Annotated in this window: 10 protein-coding genes and 2 pseudogenes; 8 read left to right on the forward strand and 4 right to left on the reverse strand. The window is 63.3% G+C overall.

Annotation, left to right across the window (positions count from 1 at the left end):
* The first annotated feature begins 66 nt into the window (after window positions 1-66).
* From ACHMW7_RS18355 to ACHMW7_RS18365, 3 genes and pseudogenes are all read left to right on the forward strand, one after another.
* Window positions 67-1540, forward strand: a pseudogene (locus ACHMW7_RS18355) (YcjX family protein).
* Window positions 1537-2616 (forward strand): YcjF family protein, encoded by a 1080-nt coding sequence (locus tag ACHMW7_RS18360; protein WP_395446989.1) that lies wholly within the window; start codon window positions 1537-1539, stop codon window positions 2614-2616. Before ACHMW7_RS18355 ends, ACHMW7_RS18360 begins: the two are co-directional and overlap by 4 nt.
* Window positions 2617-2688: 72 nt before the next feature.
* Window positions 2689-3243, forward strand: a complete 555-nt coding sequence (locus tag ACHMW7_RS18365) for a hypothetical protein (protein WP_395446990.1) — start codon at window positions 2689-2691, stop codon at window positions 3241-3243.
* A 66-nt stretch (window positions 3244-3309) separates the two neighbouring features.
* Here ACHMW7_RS18365 and ACHMW7_RS18370 read toward each other — a convergent pair whose 3' ends face one another.
* Window positions 3310-3576 carry a hypothetical protein gene (locus ACHMW7_RS18370; protein ID WP_395446991.1) on the reverse strand — a complete coding sequence of 89 codons (267 nt, stop codon included), beginning with the start codon at window positions 3574-3576 and terminating at the stop codon, window positions 3310-3312.
* Window positions 3577-3841: 265 nt separating this feature from the next.
* Between ACHMW7_RS18370 and ACHMW7_RS18375 the strand changes: the two are divergent.
* Window positions 3842-5693, forward strand: a pseudogene (locus ACHMW7_RS18375) (monovalent cation:proton antiporter-2 (CPA2) family protein).
* 32 nt (window positions 5694-5725) lie between these two features.
* Window positions 5726-6271 (forward strand): DUF924 family protein, encoded by a 546-nt coding sequence (locus ACHMW7_RS18380; protein ID WP_395446992.1) that lies wholly within the window; start codon window positions 5726-5728, stop codon window positions 6269-6271.
* A 27-nt stretch (window positions 6272-6298) separates the two neighbouring features.
* Here ACHMW7_RS18380 and ACHMW7_RS18385 read toward each other — a convergent pair whose 3' ends face one another.
* Entirely contained in the window at window positions 6299-6874 is a 576-nt protein-coding gene (locus tag ACHMW7_RS18385; RefSeq protein WP_395446993.1) for a GNAT family N-acetyltransferase, read from the reverse strand.
* A 67-nt stretch (window positions 6875-6941) separates the two neighbouring features.
* Between ACHMW7_RS18385 and ACHMW7_RS18390 the strand changes: the two genes are divergently transcribed.
* Window positions 6942-8270: a DNA polymerase IV gene (locus tag ACHMW7_RS18390; RefSeq protein ID WP_395446994.1), complete on the forward strand. Its 1329-nt coding sequence runs from the start codon at window positions 6942-6944 to the stop codon at window positions 8268-8270.
* A 27-nt stretch (window positions 8271-8297) separates the two neighbouring features.
* On the opposite strand, the gene ACHMW7_RS18395 is transcribed toward ACHMW7_RS18390, so the two are convergent.
* Window positions 8298-9509: a methyltransferase gene (locus ACHMW7_RS18395; protein WP_395446995.1), complete on the reverse strand. Its 1212-nt coding sequence runs from the start codon at window positions 9507-9509 to the stop codon at window positions 8298-8300.
* On the opposite strand from ACHMW7_RS18395, the gene ACHMW7_RS18400 reads away from it, so the two are divergent.
* Together ACHMW7_RS18400 and ACHMW7_RS18405 are read left to right on the forward strand one after the other, a co-directional pair.
* The gene (locus ACHMW7_RS18400; protein WP_395446996.1) at window positions 9499-9909 is read left to right on the forward strand and encodes a YciI family protein; all 411 of its coding nucleotides are present in this window, start codon (window positions 9499-9501) and stop codon (window positions 9907-9909) included. The genes ACHMW7_RS18395 and ACHMW7_RS18400 overlap by 11 nt on opposite strands.
* 75 nt (window positions 9910-9984) lie before the next feature.
* Window positions 9985-11241: an RNA polymerase sigma factor gene (locus tag ACHMW7_RS18405; RefSeq protein WP_395451359.1), complete on the forward strand. Its 1257-nt coding sequence runs from the start codon at window positions 9985-9987 to the stop codon at window positions 11239-11241.
* On the opposite strand, the gene dnaE is transcribed toward ACHMW7_RS18405, so the two are convergent.
* The gene (gene dnaE / locus ACHMW7_RS18410; RefSeq protein ID WP_395446997.1) at window positions 11238-14687 is read right to left on the reverse strand and encodes a DNA polymerase III subunit alpha; all 3450 of its coding nucleotides are present in this window, start codon (window positions 14685-14687) and stop codon (window positions 11238-11240) included. The two genes, ACHMW7_RS18405 and dnaE, sit on opposite strands and share 4 nt — an antisense overlap.
* Between the last annotated feature and the right edge of the window lie 5 nt (window positions 14688-14692).

The following is a 14692-nucleotide window of genomic DNA, read 5'->3' on the forward strand; positions in this document are numbered from 1 at the left end:
ATCAGCCGCCATTTCAAATCCTTGCCGCGGCACCTATATCCAACGCGACCGCATGGGGATCGACGATTGGCGTCTCTGACCACTTTCACCGACGAGGCGCGCATAGCGCTCGACACGTTTTCCGGCCGCGCCACGGGGCTGTTTTCGCCTTCACTGCGGCTCGGCGTGACCGGACTTTCACGTGCCGGCAAGACCGTGTTCATCACCGCCTTCGTGCACAATCTGATCCAAGGTGGGCGACTGCCCCTGTTTGAAGCGCAGAAGTCGGGGCGCATCTCGCGCGCCTTCCTTGAGGAACAGCCCGACGACGCGGTGCCGCGCTTCCAGTACGAGGATCACGTCGCAGCGCTTGTCGACCAACGCATCTGGCCGGATTCGACCCGCGCCATTTCCGAACTCAGGCTGACCATAGAATTCGAGTCAGCTTCGGGCTGGAGCCGCATGTTTTCAGCAGGAAAACTGTCGGTCGATCTTGTCGACTATCCCGGTGAATGGCTGCTCGATCTGCCGCTGCTGAGCAAAAGCTACGACGACTTCTCCAGGGAAGCGTTCGAACTTGCGCGGCTGCCGGTTCGCGCCGACCTGTCCGAGGCCTGGCGCACCCTGGCGGCCACGGTGAAACCCGAAGCTGATGCCGACGAGATGACCGCACGGCGGCTTTTCGAAAGCTTCGCGGCCTATCTCAAGGCATGCAAGGACGACGAGCGCGCATTGTCGACACTGCCGCCTGGGCGCTTCCTGATGCCCGGCGACCTCGAAGGCTCGCCGGCGCTGACCTTCGCGCCGCTTCCCGGCCTCAGCCAACGCGCCCGCCCCCGGCTCGCTACACGCGATGATGGAGCGGCGCTACGAGGCCTACAAGACACATGTGGTAAAGCCGTTCTTCCGCGAACATATCGCGCGGCTCGACCGGCAGATCGTGCTGATCGACGCGATGCAGGCACTGAACGCCGGCCCCGGCGCCATCGCCGACCTGGAGCGCGCGGTGACCGAAATCCTCGCCTGCTTCCGCCCCGGCCGGGGTAATTTGTTGACCGACCTGTTCTCGCGGCGCATCGACCGCATCCTGGTCGCCGCAACCAAGGCCGATCATCTGCACCATGAGAGCCACGACCGGCTGCAGTCGATCGTTCGGCGCCTGACCGATCGCGCCGTCGCACGGGCCAATCTTTCGGGTGCCGAGGTCGACGTGCTGGCGCTTGCCGCAGTCCGCGCCACCCGCGAAGGCACAGTCAAGCAAGGTCGCGAGACGCTGCCTGTCATCATCGGAACGCCGATCGAAGGCGAGACGATCGGCAAGGAGAGCTTCGATGGCAATGGCGAAACCGCCATATTTCCCGGTGACTTGCCGGAAAAAGCGGATGTCGTGTTTCAGGATTTCGGTACCAATCACCGCCAGGACGCCAACGACCCGACGATCCGCTTCGTGCGCTTCCGCCCGCCCAGGCTGGAGCGCACGGCTGAAGGCGTAACGCTATCGCTGCCGCATATCCGGCTCGACCGGGCGCTGCAGTTCCTCATCGGAGACCACCTCGCATGAGCGCTCCCCGAAAGCCCGCCGCATTCCGCATCGAACCGGAACCAGAGCAGCATGTGGCTCCCGCCAAGACGTCGCCGGCGGCGGAGCAGCGCAAGCCGCGCGCGCTGGCGACCGATGCCGTGATCGTCACGCCGGCCGAGTTCGATGTCTTCGACGAAGCCGACATCGCTGCCGCCGAACCGCCGCCGGCCACCGCTCCCAGGCGAAAATCCCGTATCGGCGCGATTTTCCTCACCGCAGCAGGCGTCTTGATCTCGCTCGGTGTCGGGCTGTGGACCGACCAGCTTATCCGCGACCTGTTCACCCGCGCCGACTGGCTCGGCTGGGTGGCGCTGGGTGCCGCCGGCATGGCGGCGCTTGCCCTTATCGTCATCCTGTCCCGCGAACTTCTGTCGGTCTTCCGGCTCGCTTCGGTCGAACGCCTGCGCAACCGTGCGACAGACGCCATCGAGCGCAACGACCCTCGTGCAGCCCGCAACGTCGTCGATGAATTGTCGAACCTGCTGGCGTCGAAGCCTGAAACGGCGGCCGGCCGCCGTGCCTTGGCTGACCTGCGCGGCGAAGTGATCGACGGTGGCGACCTCGTGCGGCTTGCCGAAACCGAAATCCTGACACCACTCGACGCGCAGGCCAAGATCCTCATCCTGGACGCCGCCAAACGTGTGTCGCTGGTGACGGCGGTCAGCCCGCGCGCACTTGTCGACATCGCCTATGTCGTGTTTGAGGCCGGTCGCCTCATCCGGCGCTTGTCCGAACTCTATGGCGGCCGCCCCGGTACGCTCGGCTTCTTCCGGCTCGCCCGCGCAGCCCTTGCTCATCTTGCCGTCACCGGCTCGATCGCCGTCGGCGACAGCTTCGTCCAGCAGCTTGTCGGTCACGGCCTTGCCGCCAAAGTGTCGGCCAAGCTCGGCGAAGGCGTGGTCAACGGCATGATGACGGCCCGCATCGGCATCGCCGCGATGGAGACGGCGCGGCCCCTGCGCTTTGCTGCCGTCAAACGCCCCGGCATGGGCGATTTCCTTGCGGCGCTCACCACCTTCGCGACCAAAGACAAGGGCACCGAAAAGGCCAAATAGACGAAGCATTAACCATTCTTGGTCATGGTCCTCGCAGCTAATTGTTCCAGTTTCCTGCTGTCGGGTGTGCCCATGAAGCGCTTGTTGTTGTTCGCTGTCCTGCCTGCCGTGGCCATGGCATTGCCTGCCGTCGCGCATGCCGACACAGTCAAGGCACCCGAGCGCGACAAGAAGTTCTTCAAGACAGTTGAAGGCGAATGGGTCGGCCCAGGCGAGATCGTCGCCGGAAAATACAAGGGCACCAAGTTCACCTGCAATTTCACCGGCTCGACGCCCGATGGCAAGATCGGCATGTCGCTGGACGGCGGATGCCGCGTCGGGGTGTTCACCCAGAAGATGTCGGCCACCATCGAACAGAAGGGACGCAGCGGCTATCGCGGTAAGTTCCTGGACGGCTCCGAAGGTAAAGGCCTCGACATCATCTCCGGCAGCGTCGTCGACGGCCGCAAGGTTATCCTGTCGCTCAACCGCAACCAGCTCAACGGCGTCATGCAGGCGCGGATGCCCGACGACAATTTGATGCATGTCACCGTCTCGGTACGTGTCGACAAACAATTGGTGCCGGTGATCGGCATGAAACTATCGCGTGTCGATGGCACGGCGGTTGGTGCCATCGCCAAGAACTGATTCTTCATTTCCGCAAAGAAAAAGGGCGGCACCTGAGGTGCCGCCCTTTCCTTTTCAGCTGAAGAATCAGCCCTTGATCGTGGTCAGCAGTTCGTCATAGGCCTTGCAGGCCTCTTCCGATGTCGTCGCACCGGTGTACTTGGACGCGACTTCCTGCACCTTGGCGGACAGTTCGGCAGCCTTGGCCGGATCCTTGGTGACGGCTTCCTGAAGCGCGGTCGCCACTTCCTGGCCCTTCTTGGTCAGCACTTCGGCGGTGCATTCCGGCGCCTTCGAGCAGGCCGAAAGGCCAAGTGCGGCAACGCCGAGCACGGCAAACAGAATATTTCTCATGTCAGTCTTCTCCTCGTAGCCGGCAGAAAACGCCGGCGGCTGTTCAACCCCACGCGTGGTCGAAACCACGCCCGCCTTAGCGTCTAGCCATGTCACACGCAATGGCAGGTTGTGGGGCCAGAGGCATGGCATCCCGATTCGGCGACAATGTTGTGGCAAGTTCGTTCGATAGGCTGGCCGGGCTGTTCGGAAGCGCTTGAAGCACCTATCTTGGCTGTTTCTCAAAGCGGCCGGGATGCCGCCAAGACAAGGATCGACAAGGCGCATGGCGGCAGAGGCAACGGGTGTCGATCTGGTTCCAGTGGTGGCGTTGCTCGCGGCAGGCGTCGTTGCGGTTCCCATTTTCAAGCGCCTCGGCCTCGGCTCGATTCTCGGCTATCTCAGCGCCGGCGTGGTCATCGGCCCGTTCGGCATCGCCATCTTCTCGGAATCGGAAACCATCCTGCATGTCGCCGAGCTAGGCGTGGTGATGTTCCTTTTCATCATCGGCCTTGAAATGCAGCCATCACGACTGTGGGGTCTGCGGCGCGAAAATCTTCGGGCTCGGCGCCCTCCAGGTCGGCGTCTGCGCCCTGTTGTTGACCATGGTCGGATTGGCAGGAGGCTTCCTGGTCTCCCAGTCCTTCGTCGCTGGCGCCGGCTTTGTGCTGACCTCAACTGCAATCGTCATGCAACTGCTCGACGAGCGCGGCGAGATGTCGACGCCCAAGGGCCAGCGCATGGTTTCGATCCTCTTGCTCGAGGACCTCGCCATCGTGCCCTTGCTGGCGCTCGTTGCCTTCCTGGCTCCGGTTGCCGCCAATGACGTCGGCACCGGCTGGGCCGGGCGGCTGACCGACATCGGCGTCGGCGTCGCCTCGATCACCGGCCTAGTGATCGCCGGCCGCTACCTGCTCAATCCACTGTTTCGTGTGCTTGCCGATTCGCGTGCCCGCGAGGTCATGACCGCCGCAGCGCTGCTTGTCGTGCTGGGGTCGGCGCTCGCCATGCAGCTCGGCGGCCTCTCCATGGCAATGGGTGCCTTCCTCGCCGGCGTGCTGCTGTCCGAATCGACCTTCCGCCACCAGCTCGAGGCCGATGTGGAACCCTTCCGCGGCATCCTGCTCGGCATGTTCTTCATTGCCGTCGGCATGTCGCTCGACCTCTTGGTCGTCGTCGCCAATTGGCAGATGATCGCCTTCTATGTCGTCATCTACATGCTGATGAAAGGCATCGGCATCTATGCCGTTGCCCGCTTCCTGAAGTCTGGGCATCGCGAGGCGCTGGAGCGCGCGGTAATCATGGCGCAAGGCGGCGAATTCGCCTTTGTGCTCTATTCCTCCGCCCTTGCCGTCGGCATCATCGACGGCGAGGCCAACGCGATCCTGACTGCCATCATCATCATCTCGATGGTGCTGACTCCATTGGCGATCATGGTGCTGCGCCACTTCACACCCCAGGTTGAACAGTCGCTCGAAGATGTCGACGTGGCGGCAGAACTCAGCGGCAGCGTGCTGGTCATCGGATTCGGCCGGTTCGGCCAGATCGCCAGTCAGCCATTGCTTTTGCGCGGCATCGACGTGTCGATCATCGACAACGACGTCGAAATGATCCAGGCGGCTGCCGATTTCGGCTTCAAGATCTATTATGGCGACGGCACCCGTCTCGATATCCTGCACGCCGCGGGCGCGGGACGCGCGCGCGCCGTGCTGATATGTGTCGACAAGGCGGAAGTTGCTGTTCGCATCGCCGAGCATCTGCGGTCCGAGTTCCCGCTGGTGCCGGTGCTGGCGCGGGCCTACGACCGCGGCACCGCAATCCAGCTCATCCGCGCCGGCGTCGACTACCAGCTGCGCGAGACCTTCGAATCAGCGCTGCTTTTCGGCGGCTCAACTCTGGAGAAACTGGGCGAAGATCCCGACGAGGTCATTGAGGTCATCGAGGAGGTGCGCCGTCGTGACGCCGCGCGCCTCGAGATGCAGTTCGCGGGCGACATCCAGTCCGGGCGCAATTATCTCAAGGGCAACATTCCCGGCCCGGTACCAACACCGCTGACGCCGCCACGCCGTACCGCCAAGGCGCTCAACGAGGAAGCGGCCGATGCGATCGCCAAGAAGACCGTCGCCCCGGGTGCATAGCACCCGCAACGAACAAGCAGGAGGAACTGATCATGGTGGACAGGCAGCGTGCAACCGAAGTTGTCGCCTATTGGCGTGAGGCTGGCCCCGAAAGCTGGTTCCGCAAGGACGAGATGTTCGACGACAGCTTCCGCGGCCGCTTTGGCGACCTGCATATGGCAGCGGCGAAACGCCAGTGCGATACTTGGGCAAACGATGCCGAAGGCGCGCTGGCGCTGATGATCCTGCTCGACCAGTTTCCGCGCAATTGCTTCCGTGGCAGCGGCCACATGTACGCCACCGATCCGCTTGCCCGCCATTTCGCGCGGCAAGCCGTTGCCGATGGCCACGACCTCGCCACCGAAGGGTCGATCAGGGTGTTCTTCTACCTGCCGTTCTCGCATTCTGAGACGCTGGCTGACCATGATATCCCGCTTGAACGCTCGACAGCCCTTGGCGGTGACTATCTGAAGCACGCCATCGGCCATCGTGACATCGTCGCTCGTTTCGGCCGATTCCCGCACCGCAACTTCATCCTCGGCCGCGAGTCGACGGAGCAGGAGCTGGCGTTTCTCGAAGCCGGTGGCTTCTCCGGCTAGCGCGGCGGTCTCTGGAGTAGCCGGGCCTCAAAGCTCCAGGCGCATCAGCGGTCGGCCAGGCTTGCGTTCGACCGCACGCGCAAAGCCTGCCTTTTCGAACACGCGCGTCGAGCCGACAAACAGGCTGACCAAATTCTTGCCGTTCGATTGATCGATCGGGCAGGCTTCGAGCACGCGCGCGCCAGAGCGGCGCGCGAACGCTATTCCCGCGTCGACTAGGCGGTGTGTCAGGCCATGGCCACGGGCCTTGCCACGGATGAAGAAGCACGAAATTGCCCAGACGGCGGGATCGCCGGCGTCTCCGGGCTTGAGCGGCGCCGAGCCCCGGCCGGCATTGTTGAACTCGGGCACGTCGGCACGCGGGCCGATCTGCATCCAGCCAACAGCTTGGCCATCTGCGAATGCAAGCAGCCCAGGCGGCGGGCCGACCTCGATTCGCGCCTTGATGTGATCCTTGTTGCTCTCGCGGTTGTTGTCCCGCCGGACCGCCGGCGGCAGCCTGAAATAGGTGCACCAGCAGCCGTAGCAAGCGCCTTGTTTGCCGAACAAATCCTCGAAATGCGGCCACAGATCAGGCGTCAGCGGCAAGATGGCATCAGTCATGGCTTGTCTCCGTCACGCGGCCTTGTCCCGGCCGGGCGGCTGACATAAAATCGCGCTTGTTCTCTTTATGTTCGCAGCGAAGGCGATGCCTGTCAACGATTCCAGCCACGGTTTTTGCCGCGACTGCCTTGCCCTTCAGCGTGGGTCGGGACCGCGTTGCCATGCCTGCGGCAGCCCTCGCCTGTTGCGCCATCCCGAGCTCTACAAGCTGCATCTCGCCCATATCGACTGCGATGCCTTTTATGCGGCGGTGGAAAAACGCGACAATCCTGCCCTGAAGGACAAACCGGTCATTATCGGCGGCGGCAAGCGCGGCGTGGTCTCGACCTGTTGCTACATTGCCCGTATCCATGGCGTGCGCTCGGCGATGCCGATGTTCAAGGCGCTGGAAGCCTGCCCAGAGGCGATCGTGATCAGGCCCGACATGGAAAAATATGTCCGCGTCGGCCGTGAGGTGCGCTCGATGATGCAGGCTCTGACGCCACTGGTCGAGCCACTCTCCATTGACGAGGCCTTTCTCGACCTCGACGGCACCGAGCGATTGCACGGGCTGCCGCCGGCACTGGTACTCGCGCGCTTTGCCGTCGCCGTGGAAAAGGAAATCGGGATCACCGTCTCGGCCGGTCTGTCCTATTGCAAGTTCCTCGCCAAGGTGGCCTCGGACTTCCGCAAGCCGCGCGGCTTTTCCGTCATCGGCAAGGCCGAAGCTGTCGGTTTCCTGGCACAACAGCCGGTGACGATGATCTGGGGCGTGGGCAAGGCCTTTGCCGCGACGCTCGAAAGCGACGGCATTCGCAGCATTGGCCAGTTGCAGCGCATGGACCGCGGCGACCTGATGCGGCGCTACGGCACGATGGGCAGCCGGCTCTACCACCTGTCACGCGGCCAGGACGACCGGCAGGTTTCGCCCGACCAGGAAGCCAAGAGCGTGTCGGCGGAAACCACTTTCGATAGCGACCTCGCCTCATCGGCAGAACTCGTGCCGGTATTGCGGGCGTTGTCGGAAAAAGTCTCGGCGCGGTTAAAGAAGGCAGGGATCGCCGGGCGGACGGTGGTGCTGAAACTCAAGACCCAGGACTTCAAGATCCGGACGCGCAACCGCCAGCTTGCCGATCCGACACGCCTTGCCGACCGCATCTTCCAGACCGGCATGCAGATGCTGTCGAAGGAGACCGACGGCACCAAATACCGCCTGCTCGGCATCGGCGTAAGCGACCTGTCCGACGACGAGCGCGCCGACCCGCCCGACCTTGTCGACGTCCAGTCGCGCAAGCGTGCACTGGCTGAAGGCGCCATCGACGTGCTCCGCGGCAAGTTCGGCAAGAACGCCGTCGAGACCGGCTATACCTTCGGCAAAGGCCGCAACGCTCACCCGCCGGAGCCGCTGGACGACTAGGCTATAGGGGCGAGCCACGCCCTGTGTTCAGTTCGGCTCGCCTTCGATGATGCTGATCCGTGGGCCGGCATCGATCACCTTGGTCAGCCGGAAGCCGGATGCATCGAAAAGCCTCGCGAATTCATCCCTGGTCCGCTCTTGCCCGCCGGGTACGGCCAGCATGTTGAGGTCTGCGAACTTGGCCCGCGCGCCTTCGTTGGGCGGCGCCAGGACGGCCTCAAGCACGACCAGCATTCCATCCGGCCTGATCGCCCGGCGGCAGCTTTTCAGCACCGCGATCGAGCGCTCGTCGTTCCAGTCGTGCAGTATCCATTTCATCACATGCGCGTCGGCGCCCTCTGGCACGGCGGCGAAGAAATCTCCACCGACCACGTGACAGCGATCGGCCACCGACGCCGCCCTCAGAACGGCTTCCGCACCTTCGACCACCAGCGGTTGGTCGAACAGGATGCCGCGCTGCGATGGATTACGGGCAAGGATCGCCGCCAGCAGCGCGCCCTGTCCGCCACCGACATCCATGACGACTTCAAACCGGCTGAAGTCATAGGCGGCGAGAACCGCTGCAGCGACGGCCGGCGCGAAGGATGACATCGCCCGATCGAAAATCAGAGATTCCTCGGGATGGTCGATGCGGTACTGCCAGACACCCGTGCCATGCGCATGGGCGAAGGCGTTCTCACCGGTGCGCACGCTGTGCAACAGCTCGCCCCAGGCATCGCGGTAGTAGGGGCGGCCAACCATCCGCGCCCAAGGCGCGACAGAGTGCTCGGCATTCGAACGCAGCCCCGCCCCGAGGGCCGTCAGGGAGAACTGCCTTGCAATGTCCTCATGGAGTACCCCGACAGAAGCGAGCGCGCGCAAGAGCCTGTAGAGCGCCTGTGGATGCGATCCGGTGGCGGCGGCGAGATCGTCGCTGGAGCGCGGCCCGCTACTCAACTGATCGGCAATGCCAAGTGTTGCGGCGACGCAGATCGCCTGGGACACCTGGTACCCGTTCACCATCTGCATGAGGTCTGCGGCTGCGGCTTTCTCGTCCATCACGGCGCCCTGATTAGCGTGCAAGCGAACGCTAAAATACCAGCAGGGGTTGCCGGCGACAACGTAGCGCCATTCAATACGAGCCGAGAAAAAAATCTTTGACGTGTCGATTCCGCTGTCCTCCACTCGTCGTGTTGGCAGATCGGAGGTCAGGCAATGGTTGCCCGGCCTCGCAACCTGGGAGACGAAGATGCGTTTCATGATCGTGGTCAAAGCCAGCAAGGATTCGGAGGCCGGCGCCATGCCACCACCGGAGATGTTCGCGGCGATGGCGGACTATCACGAGGAATTGGCGAAAGCCGGCGTGCTGCTCGACGGCAACGGCCTGCAGCCGAGTTCCAAGGGCTGGCGTATCAGTTGGGCCGCCGGCAAGAAGAAGATCGTCGACGGGCCGTTCACCGAGACCAAGGAGTTGATCGCCGGCTACACGATTATCCAGGTCAAGACGCGCGAGGAAGCCATCGAATGGGCCAACCGCTTCCCCAACCCACAGATTGACGACGGCGAGATCGAAATCCGCCAGATGTACGAACTGGAGGATTTTGGCGAGAGCGAAGCCATCGAGCGTTTTCGTGAGATAGGCATGGCGACGGGCAAGTAGATGAACGCTGCCGGCAGGCGCTACCAACCCGGGCCGCCCTTGCCGGCCCGGGACGATGGTGATGTGATCGGGCTGGTGAAAAGCCGCGAAACACATCGCGCCATCGAGACCGTCTTCCGGATCGAGCGCGCCAGGATCATCGCCGTGTTGACGCGCTTCGCGCGCGATGTCGGGCTGGCGGAAGAATTCGCACAGGACGCGCTCATTGCCGCCCTCAGGCACTGGCCTGACGCAGGTGTGCCCGACAAGCCGGGCGCCTGGCTGATCGCCACCGCCAAGCGGCGCGCTATCGACCATTTTCGCCGTGCCAAGATGGCCGAGGGCAAGATCGCACTGCTCGGTGTCGAAGCCGAAAGCATGGTCGAGCTTCCGGACCTCGACGACGACATCGGCGACGAAATGCTGAACCTGATGTTCATAGCCTGTCATCCTGTGCTGCCGCCCGAGGCACGCGTGGCGCTGACGCTTCGACTGGTCGGCGGACTGACGACGGAAGAAATCGCGCGCGCATTTCTCGTTTCCGAACAGGCCATGGCGCAGCGTATCGTCCGCGCCAAGCGTAGCCTTGCCGAAGCCCAGCTCGCATTCGAGCTTCCACAAGGAACCGAGCGTAGCGAACGCCTTTCGTCGGTGCTTGAGGTTCTCTACCTCGTCTTCAACGAAGGCTATTCCGCCACCAAGGGCGAATTCTGGATGCGGCCCCAACTCTGCAACGAGGCGCTGCGGCTGGGGCGTATCCTCGCGGGCCTTGCCCCGGGCGAGTCCGAAGTTCACGGCCTCGTTTCGCTGATGGAGCTACAGGCGTCGCGCCTTGCCGCCCGCACCGACGCGGCAGGCATGCCGGTGCTGTTGCTCGACCAGAACCGCGCGCGCTGGGACCGGTTGCTCATCAAGCGTGGGCTTGCCGCTCTTGCCCGCGCCGAAAAGCTCTCGGCCAGGCCTGGGCCCTACACACTCCAGGCTACAATCGCTGCTTGCCACGCGCGTGCCCGAACCCCTGAAGAGACAGAATGGGTACGCATCGCAGCGCTCTACGCTGCACTGGCGGCGCGGATCCCCTCGCCTGTCGTCGAGCTCAACCGCGCAGTCGCGATTGCCATGGCCTTCGGTCCAGCGGCCGGGCTTGAGCTAGCCGACCATCTGGCAAGCGACCTGGCGCTGCACGGTTATCACTTACTGCCTGCCGTGCGGGCTGACCTGCTGATGAAGCTTGGTCGCCTCATTGAAGCCAGCGCCGAATTCAAGCGCGCCGCGTCGCTCACCCAGAACGACCGCGAGCGGGCCCTTCTGCTCCAGCGGGCGCAATGGTGTGACGAACAGCGCCTAGTCTAGACGAGCTCCACCTCGACGACACCCGGCACCGCCCGCATCGCCGACGCAATCGACGGCGTAATGCGGTAGCGGTTGGGCAACTCGATCTCGATCTCACCCTGTGCCTCACCCTTGAGCACGATGAAGCTGACCTCGCCCTCGCCGCGCACGGTCAGCTGGTTGGACAGCATGTTCAGCGGGGCTGCGTCGCGCACGAAGATGCGCAGTGTCTTTTGCACCCGGCTCGCTTCGTCCTCCAGCGACTGCACGGTCTGGATGCGCAGGTTGACGCCCTCTGGCCGGTCTTCGGCAGCGACGGTGACGACCACCGACCTGCCCGGCTCGCACAGGTCGCGGTACTGCGCCAGCGTTTCGGAAAACATCACCGCCTCGTACTGGCCCGAGACATCCGAGAACTGGACAATGCCCATCTTGTTGCCGGTCTTGGTCTTGCGCTCCTGCTTGGTGGTGACCGTGCCGGCCAACCGGCCTGCGGTCGCGCCGCGCTTCACCGCAGCGGCAAAGTCGGCCCAGTTCTGGACGCGCATCTTTTCGAGCGCCGACTTGTATTCATCGAGCGGATGCGCCGAGAGGTAGAAGCCGACGACCTGGAATTCGCGGTGCAGGCGATCAGCCGGCAGCCAAGCATCAGCCACCGGCAAATGCAGCGACGGCGCCTGCCCCGAGGCAGCGCTGCCGAAGATGTCGGACTGTCCGAGCGTGGCGTTCTCATGGGCGCGTGAGGCCAGGCCCATCATGCGCTCGATACCCGCCATCATCGCCGCGCGCTCATGGCCGAAACAGTCGAGCGCGCCAGCCATGATCAGGCTTTCGAAAACACGCTTTCCAACCAGTTTCGGATCGATCCGCTCACAGAAATCGGCAAGGCTGGCAAACGGCTTCTCGGCACGCTTGGCAACGATGTGCTGCACCGCCGCCTCGCCCACGCCCTTGATGGCGGCAAGCGAGTAGAAGATCTTCTTTTCGCCAACCTCGAAGTCGCGGAAGCTGGTCATCACCGACGGCGGCACGACATCGATGCCAAGGCGCATCGCATCCTGGCGGAAGTCGTTCAGCTTGTCCGTATTGGACATATCGTAGGTCATCGAGGCCGCAAGGAACTCGACCGGGTAATGCGCCTTGAGATAGGCCGTCTGGTAGGAAACGATGGCGTAGGCTGCGGCGTGTGACTTGTTGAAGCCGTAGTCGGCGAACTTGGCCAGAAGGTCGAAGATGAAGTTGGCCTGCGGCTTGGCGACACCGCCATCCACCGCACCGGTGACGAAGCGCTCGCGCTGCTTGTCCATCTCGGCGCGGATCTTCTTGCCCATGGCGCGGCGCAGCAGATCGGCTTCGCCGAGCGAATAGCCCGACAGCACCTGCGCAATCTGCATGACCTGCTCCTGGTAAACGATAACCCCTTGGGTCTCCTTCACCAGGTAATCGATCTTGGGATGGATCGACTCGATCTCTTCTTCGCCGTGCTTGCGGGCGTTGTAGGTCGGGATGTTTTCCATCGGGCCGGGGCGATAAAGCGCCACCAGCGCGATGATGTCTTCGATGCGATCGGGCTTCATGCCGATCAGCGCCTTGCGCATGCCGGCACTTTCAACCTGGAAGATGCCGACGGTCTCACCGCGCGACAGCATGGCATAGGTCAGCGGATCGTCGAGCGGAATCAGCGCGAGGTCGATATCGACGCCACGGCGGCTGATGAACTCCAGCGCCTTTTGCAGCACCGTCAGCGTCTTCAGGCCAAGGAAGTCGAACTTCACCAGCCCGGCCTGCTCGACATATTTCATGTTGAACTGGGTGACCGGCATGTCCGAGCGCGGATCCCGGTACATCGGCACCAGTTCCGACAGCGGACGGTCGCCGATGACGATGCCGGCGGCATGTGTCGAGGCATGGCGATAAAGCCCTTCGAGCTTCCGCGCCATGTCGAGCAGCGTCTGGACGATCGGCTCGCGTTCGGCTTCCTCGGCAAATCGCGGCTCGCCCTCGATCGCCTGGCCAAGCGTCACCGGATTGGCCGGGTTCTGCGGCACCATCTTGCACAGCTTGTCGACCTGGCCGTAGGGCATCTGCAAGACGCGGCCGACGTCGCGCAGCACGGCGCGCGCCTGCAGCGTTCCGAAGGTGATGATCTGGCCGACCTGATCGCGGCCATACTTGCCCTGAACGTAGCGGATGACCTCTTCGCGCCGGTCCTGGCAGAAGTCGATATCGAAGTCGGGCATCGAAACGCGGTCGGGATTGAGGAAGCGCTCGAACAGCAGGGAGAAGCGCAGCGGGTCGACGTCGGTGATGGTCAGCGCATAGGCGACCAGCGAGCCTGCGCCCGAACCGCGTCCGGGGCCAACCGGTATGCCCTGCTGTTTGCCCCATTTAATGAAGTCAGCAACGATCAGGAAGTAGCCTGGGAACTTCATGCGCTCGATGATGCCGAGCTCGTATTCAAGGCGTTCCTTGTACTGTTCGGGCGTGTAGCCCTCTGACAGACCACGCGATTCAAGCCGCATGGCAAGACCTTCATGGGCCTGGCGTGTCAGCTCCGCCGCTTCGGCCGCGACCGCCGCATCGGCATCGGCAATATCGCCACCGGTAAAGCGCGGCAGGATCGGATTGCGGTTCTTGGGGTAGTACGAGCAGCGCCGGGCGATCTCGACCGTATTGTCAATCGCTTCCGGCAAATCAGTAAAAAGCTCCGCCATCTCCTTTTGAGATTTGAGGAAATTGTCTGGCGTAAGCCTGCGACGATTGTCTTCCGCAACCACCGATCCCTCGGCAATCGCGATGAGCGCGTCATGTGCCTCGAAGTCGGCACGCGCGGCAAAGAACGCCTCGTTGGTGGCAACCAGCGGCAGATAGTGGCGGTATGCCAGTTCGATCGTCGCGGCCTCGACAACCCGGTCATAGCCGGCCAGCCGTTCGAGCTCGACGTAAAGCCGGTCGCCGAACATCTGCTTCAAGGCCAGCAGGCGGCTTTCGGCAATTGCGTTGTGATCGCTCTTGATCGCAGCACCAATCGGCCCGCGCGGACCGCCGGTCAGGCAGATAATGCCATCGGCCGTAGTAGCAAGCCAATCAAGCGTCGCATGCACCGGATCGCCGGGTGGCGTTTCGAGATAGAGGCGGCTGACCAGCCGAACGAGGTTGGCGTAGCCGGCTTCGGTCGCTGCGATCAACACCACCGGGTACAGGTCGAGCGCCTGCTTCCAGCCATGGCTGCGCTGGGTGGTGTCGCCGCCATCGGCAAAGTCGACATCGACCTGGCAACCGATCAATGGCTGCACGCCATCCTTGGTCGCCTTCTGGGCGAATTCGAGCGCCCCGAACAGGTTGTTGGTGTCGGCGACGGCAATGGCAGGTGCGGCGTCTTTGATCGCGTGGCCAACAACCTTGTCGAGCTTCAGAGCGCCTTCAAGCAATGAATAGGCCGAGTGGACACGCAGGTGAATGAACATTCGGT

It is taken from the genome of Aminobacter sp. UC22_36, from assembly GCF_044056035.1.
Taxonomy (GTDB): Bacteria; Pseudomonadota; Alphaproteobacteria; order Rhizobiales; family Rhizobiaceae; genus Aminobacter.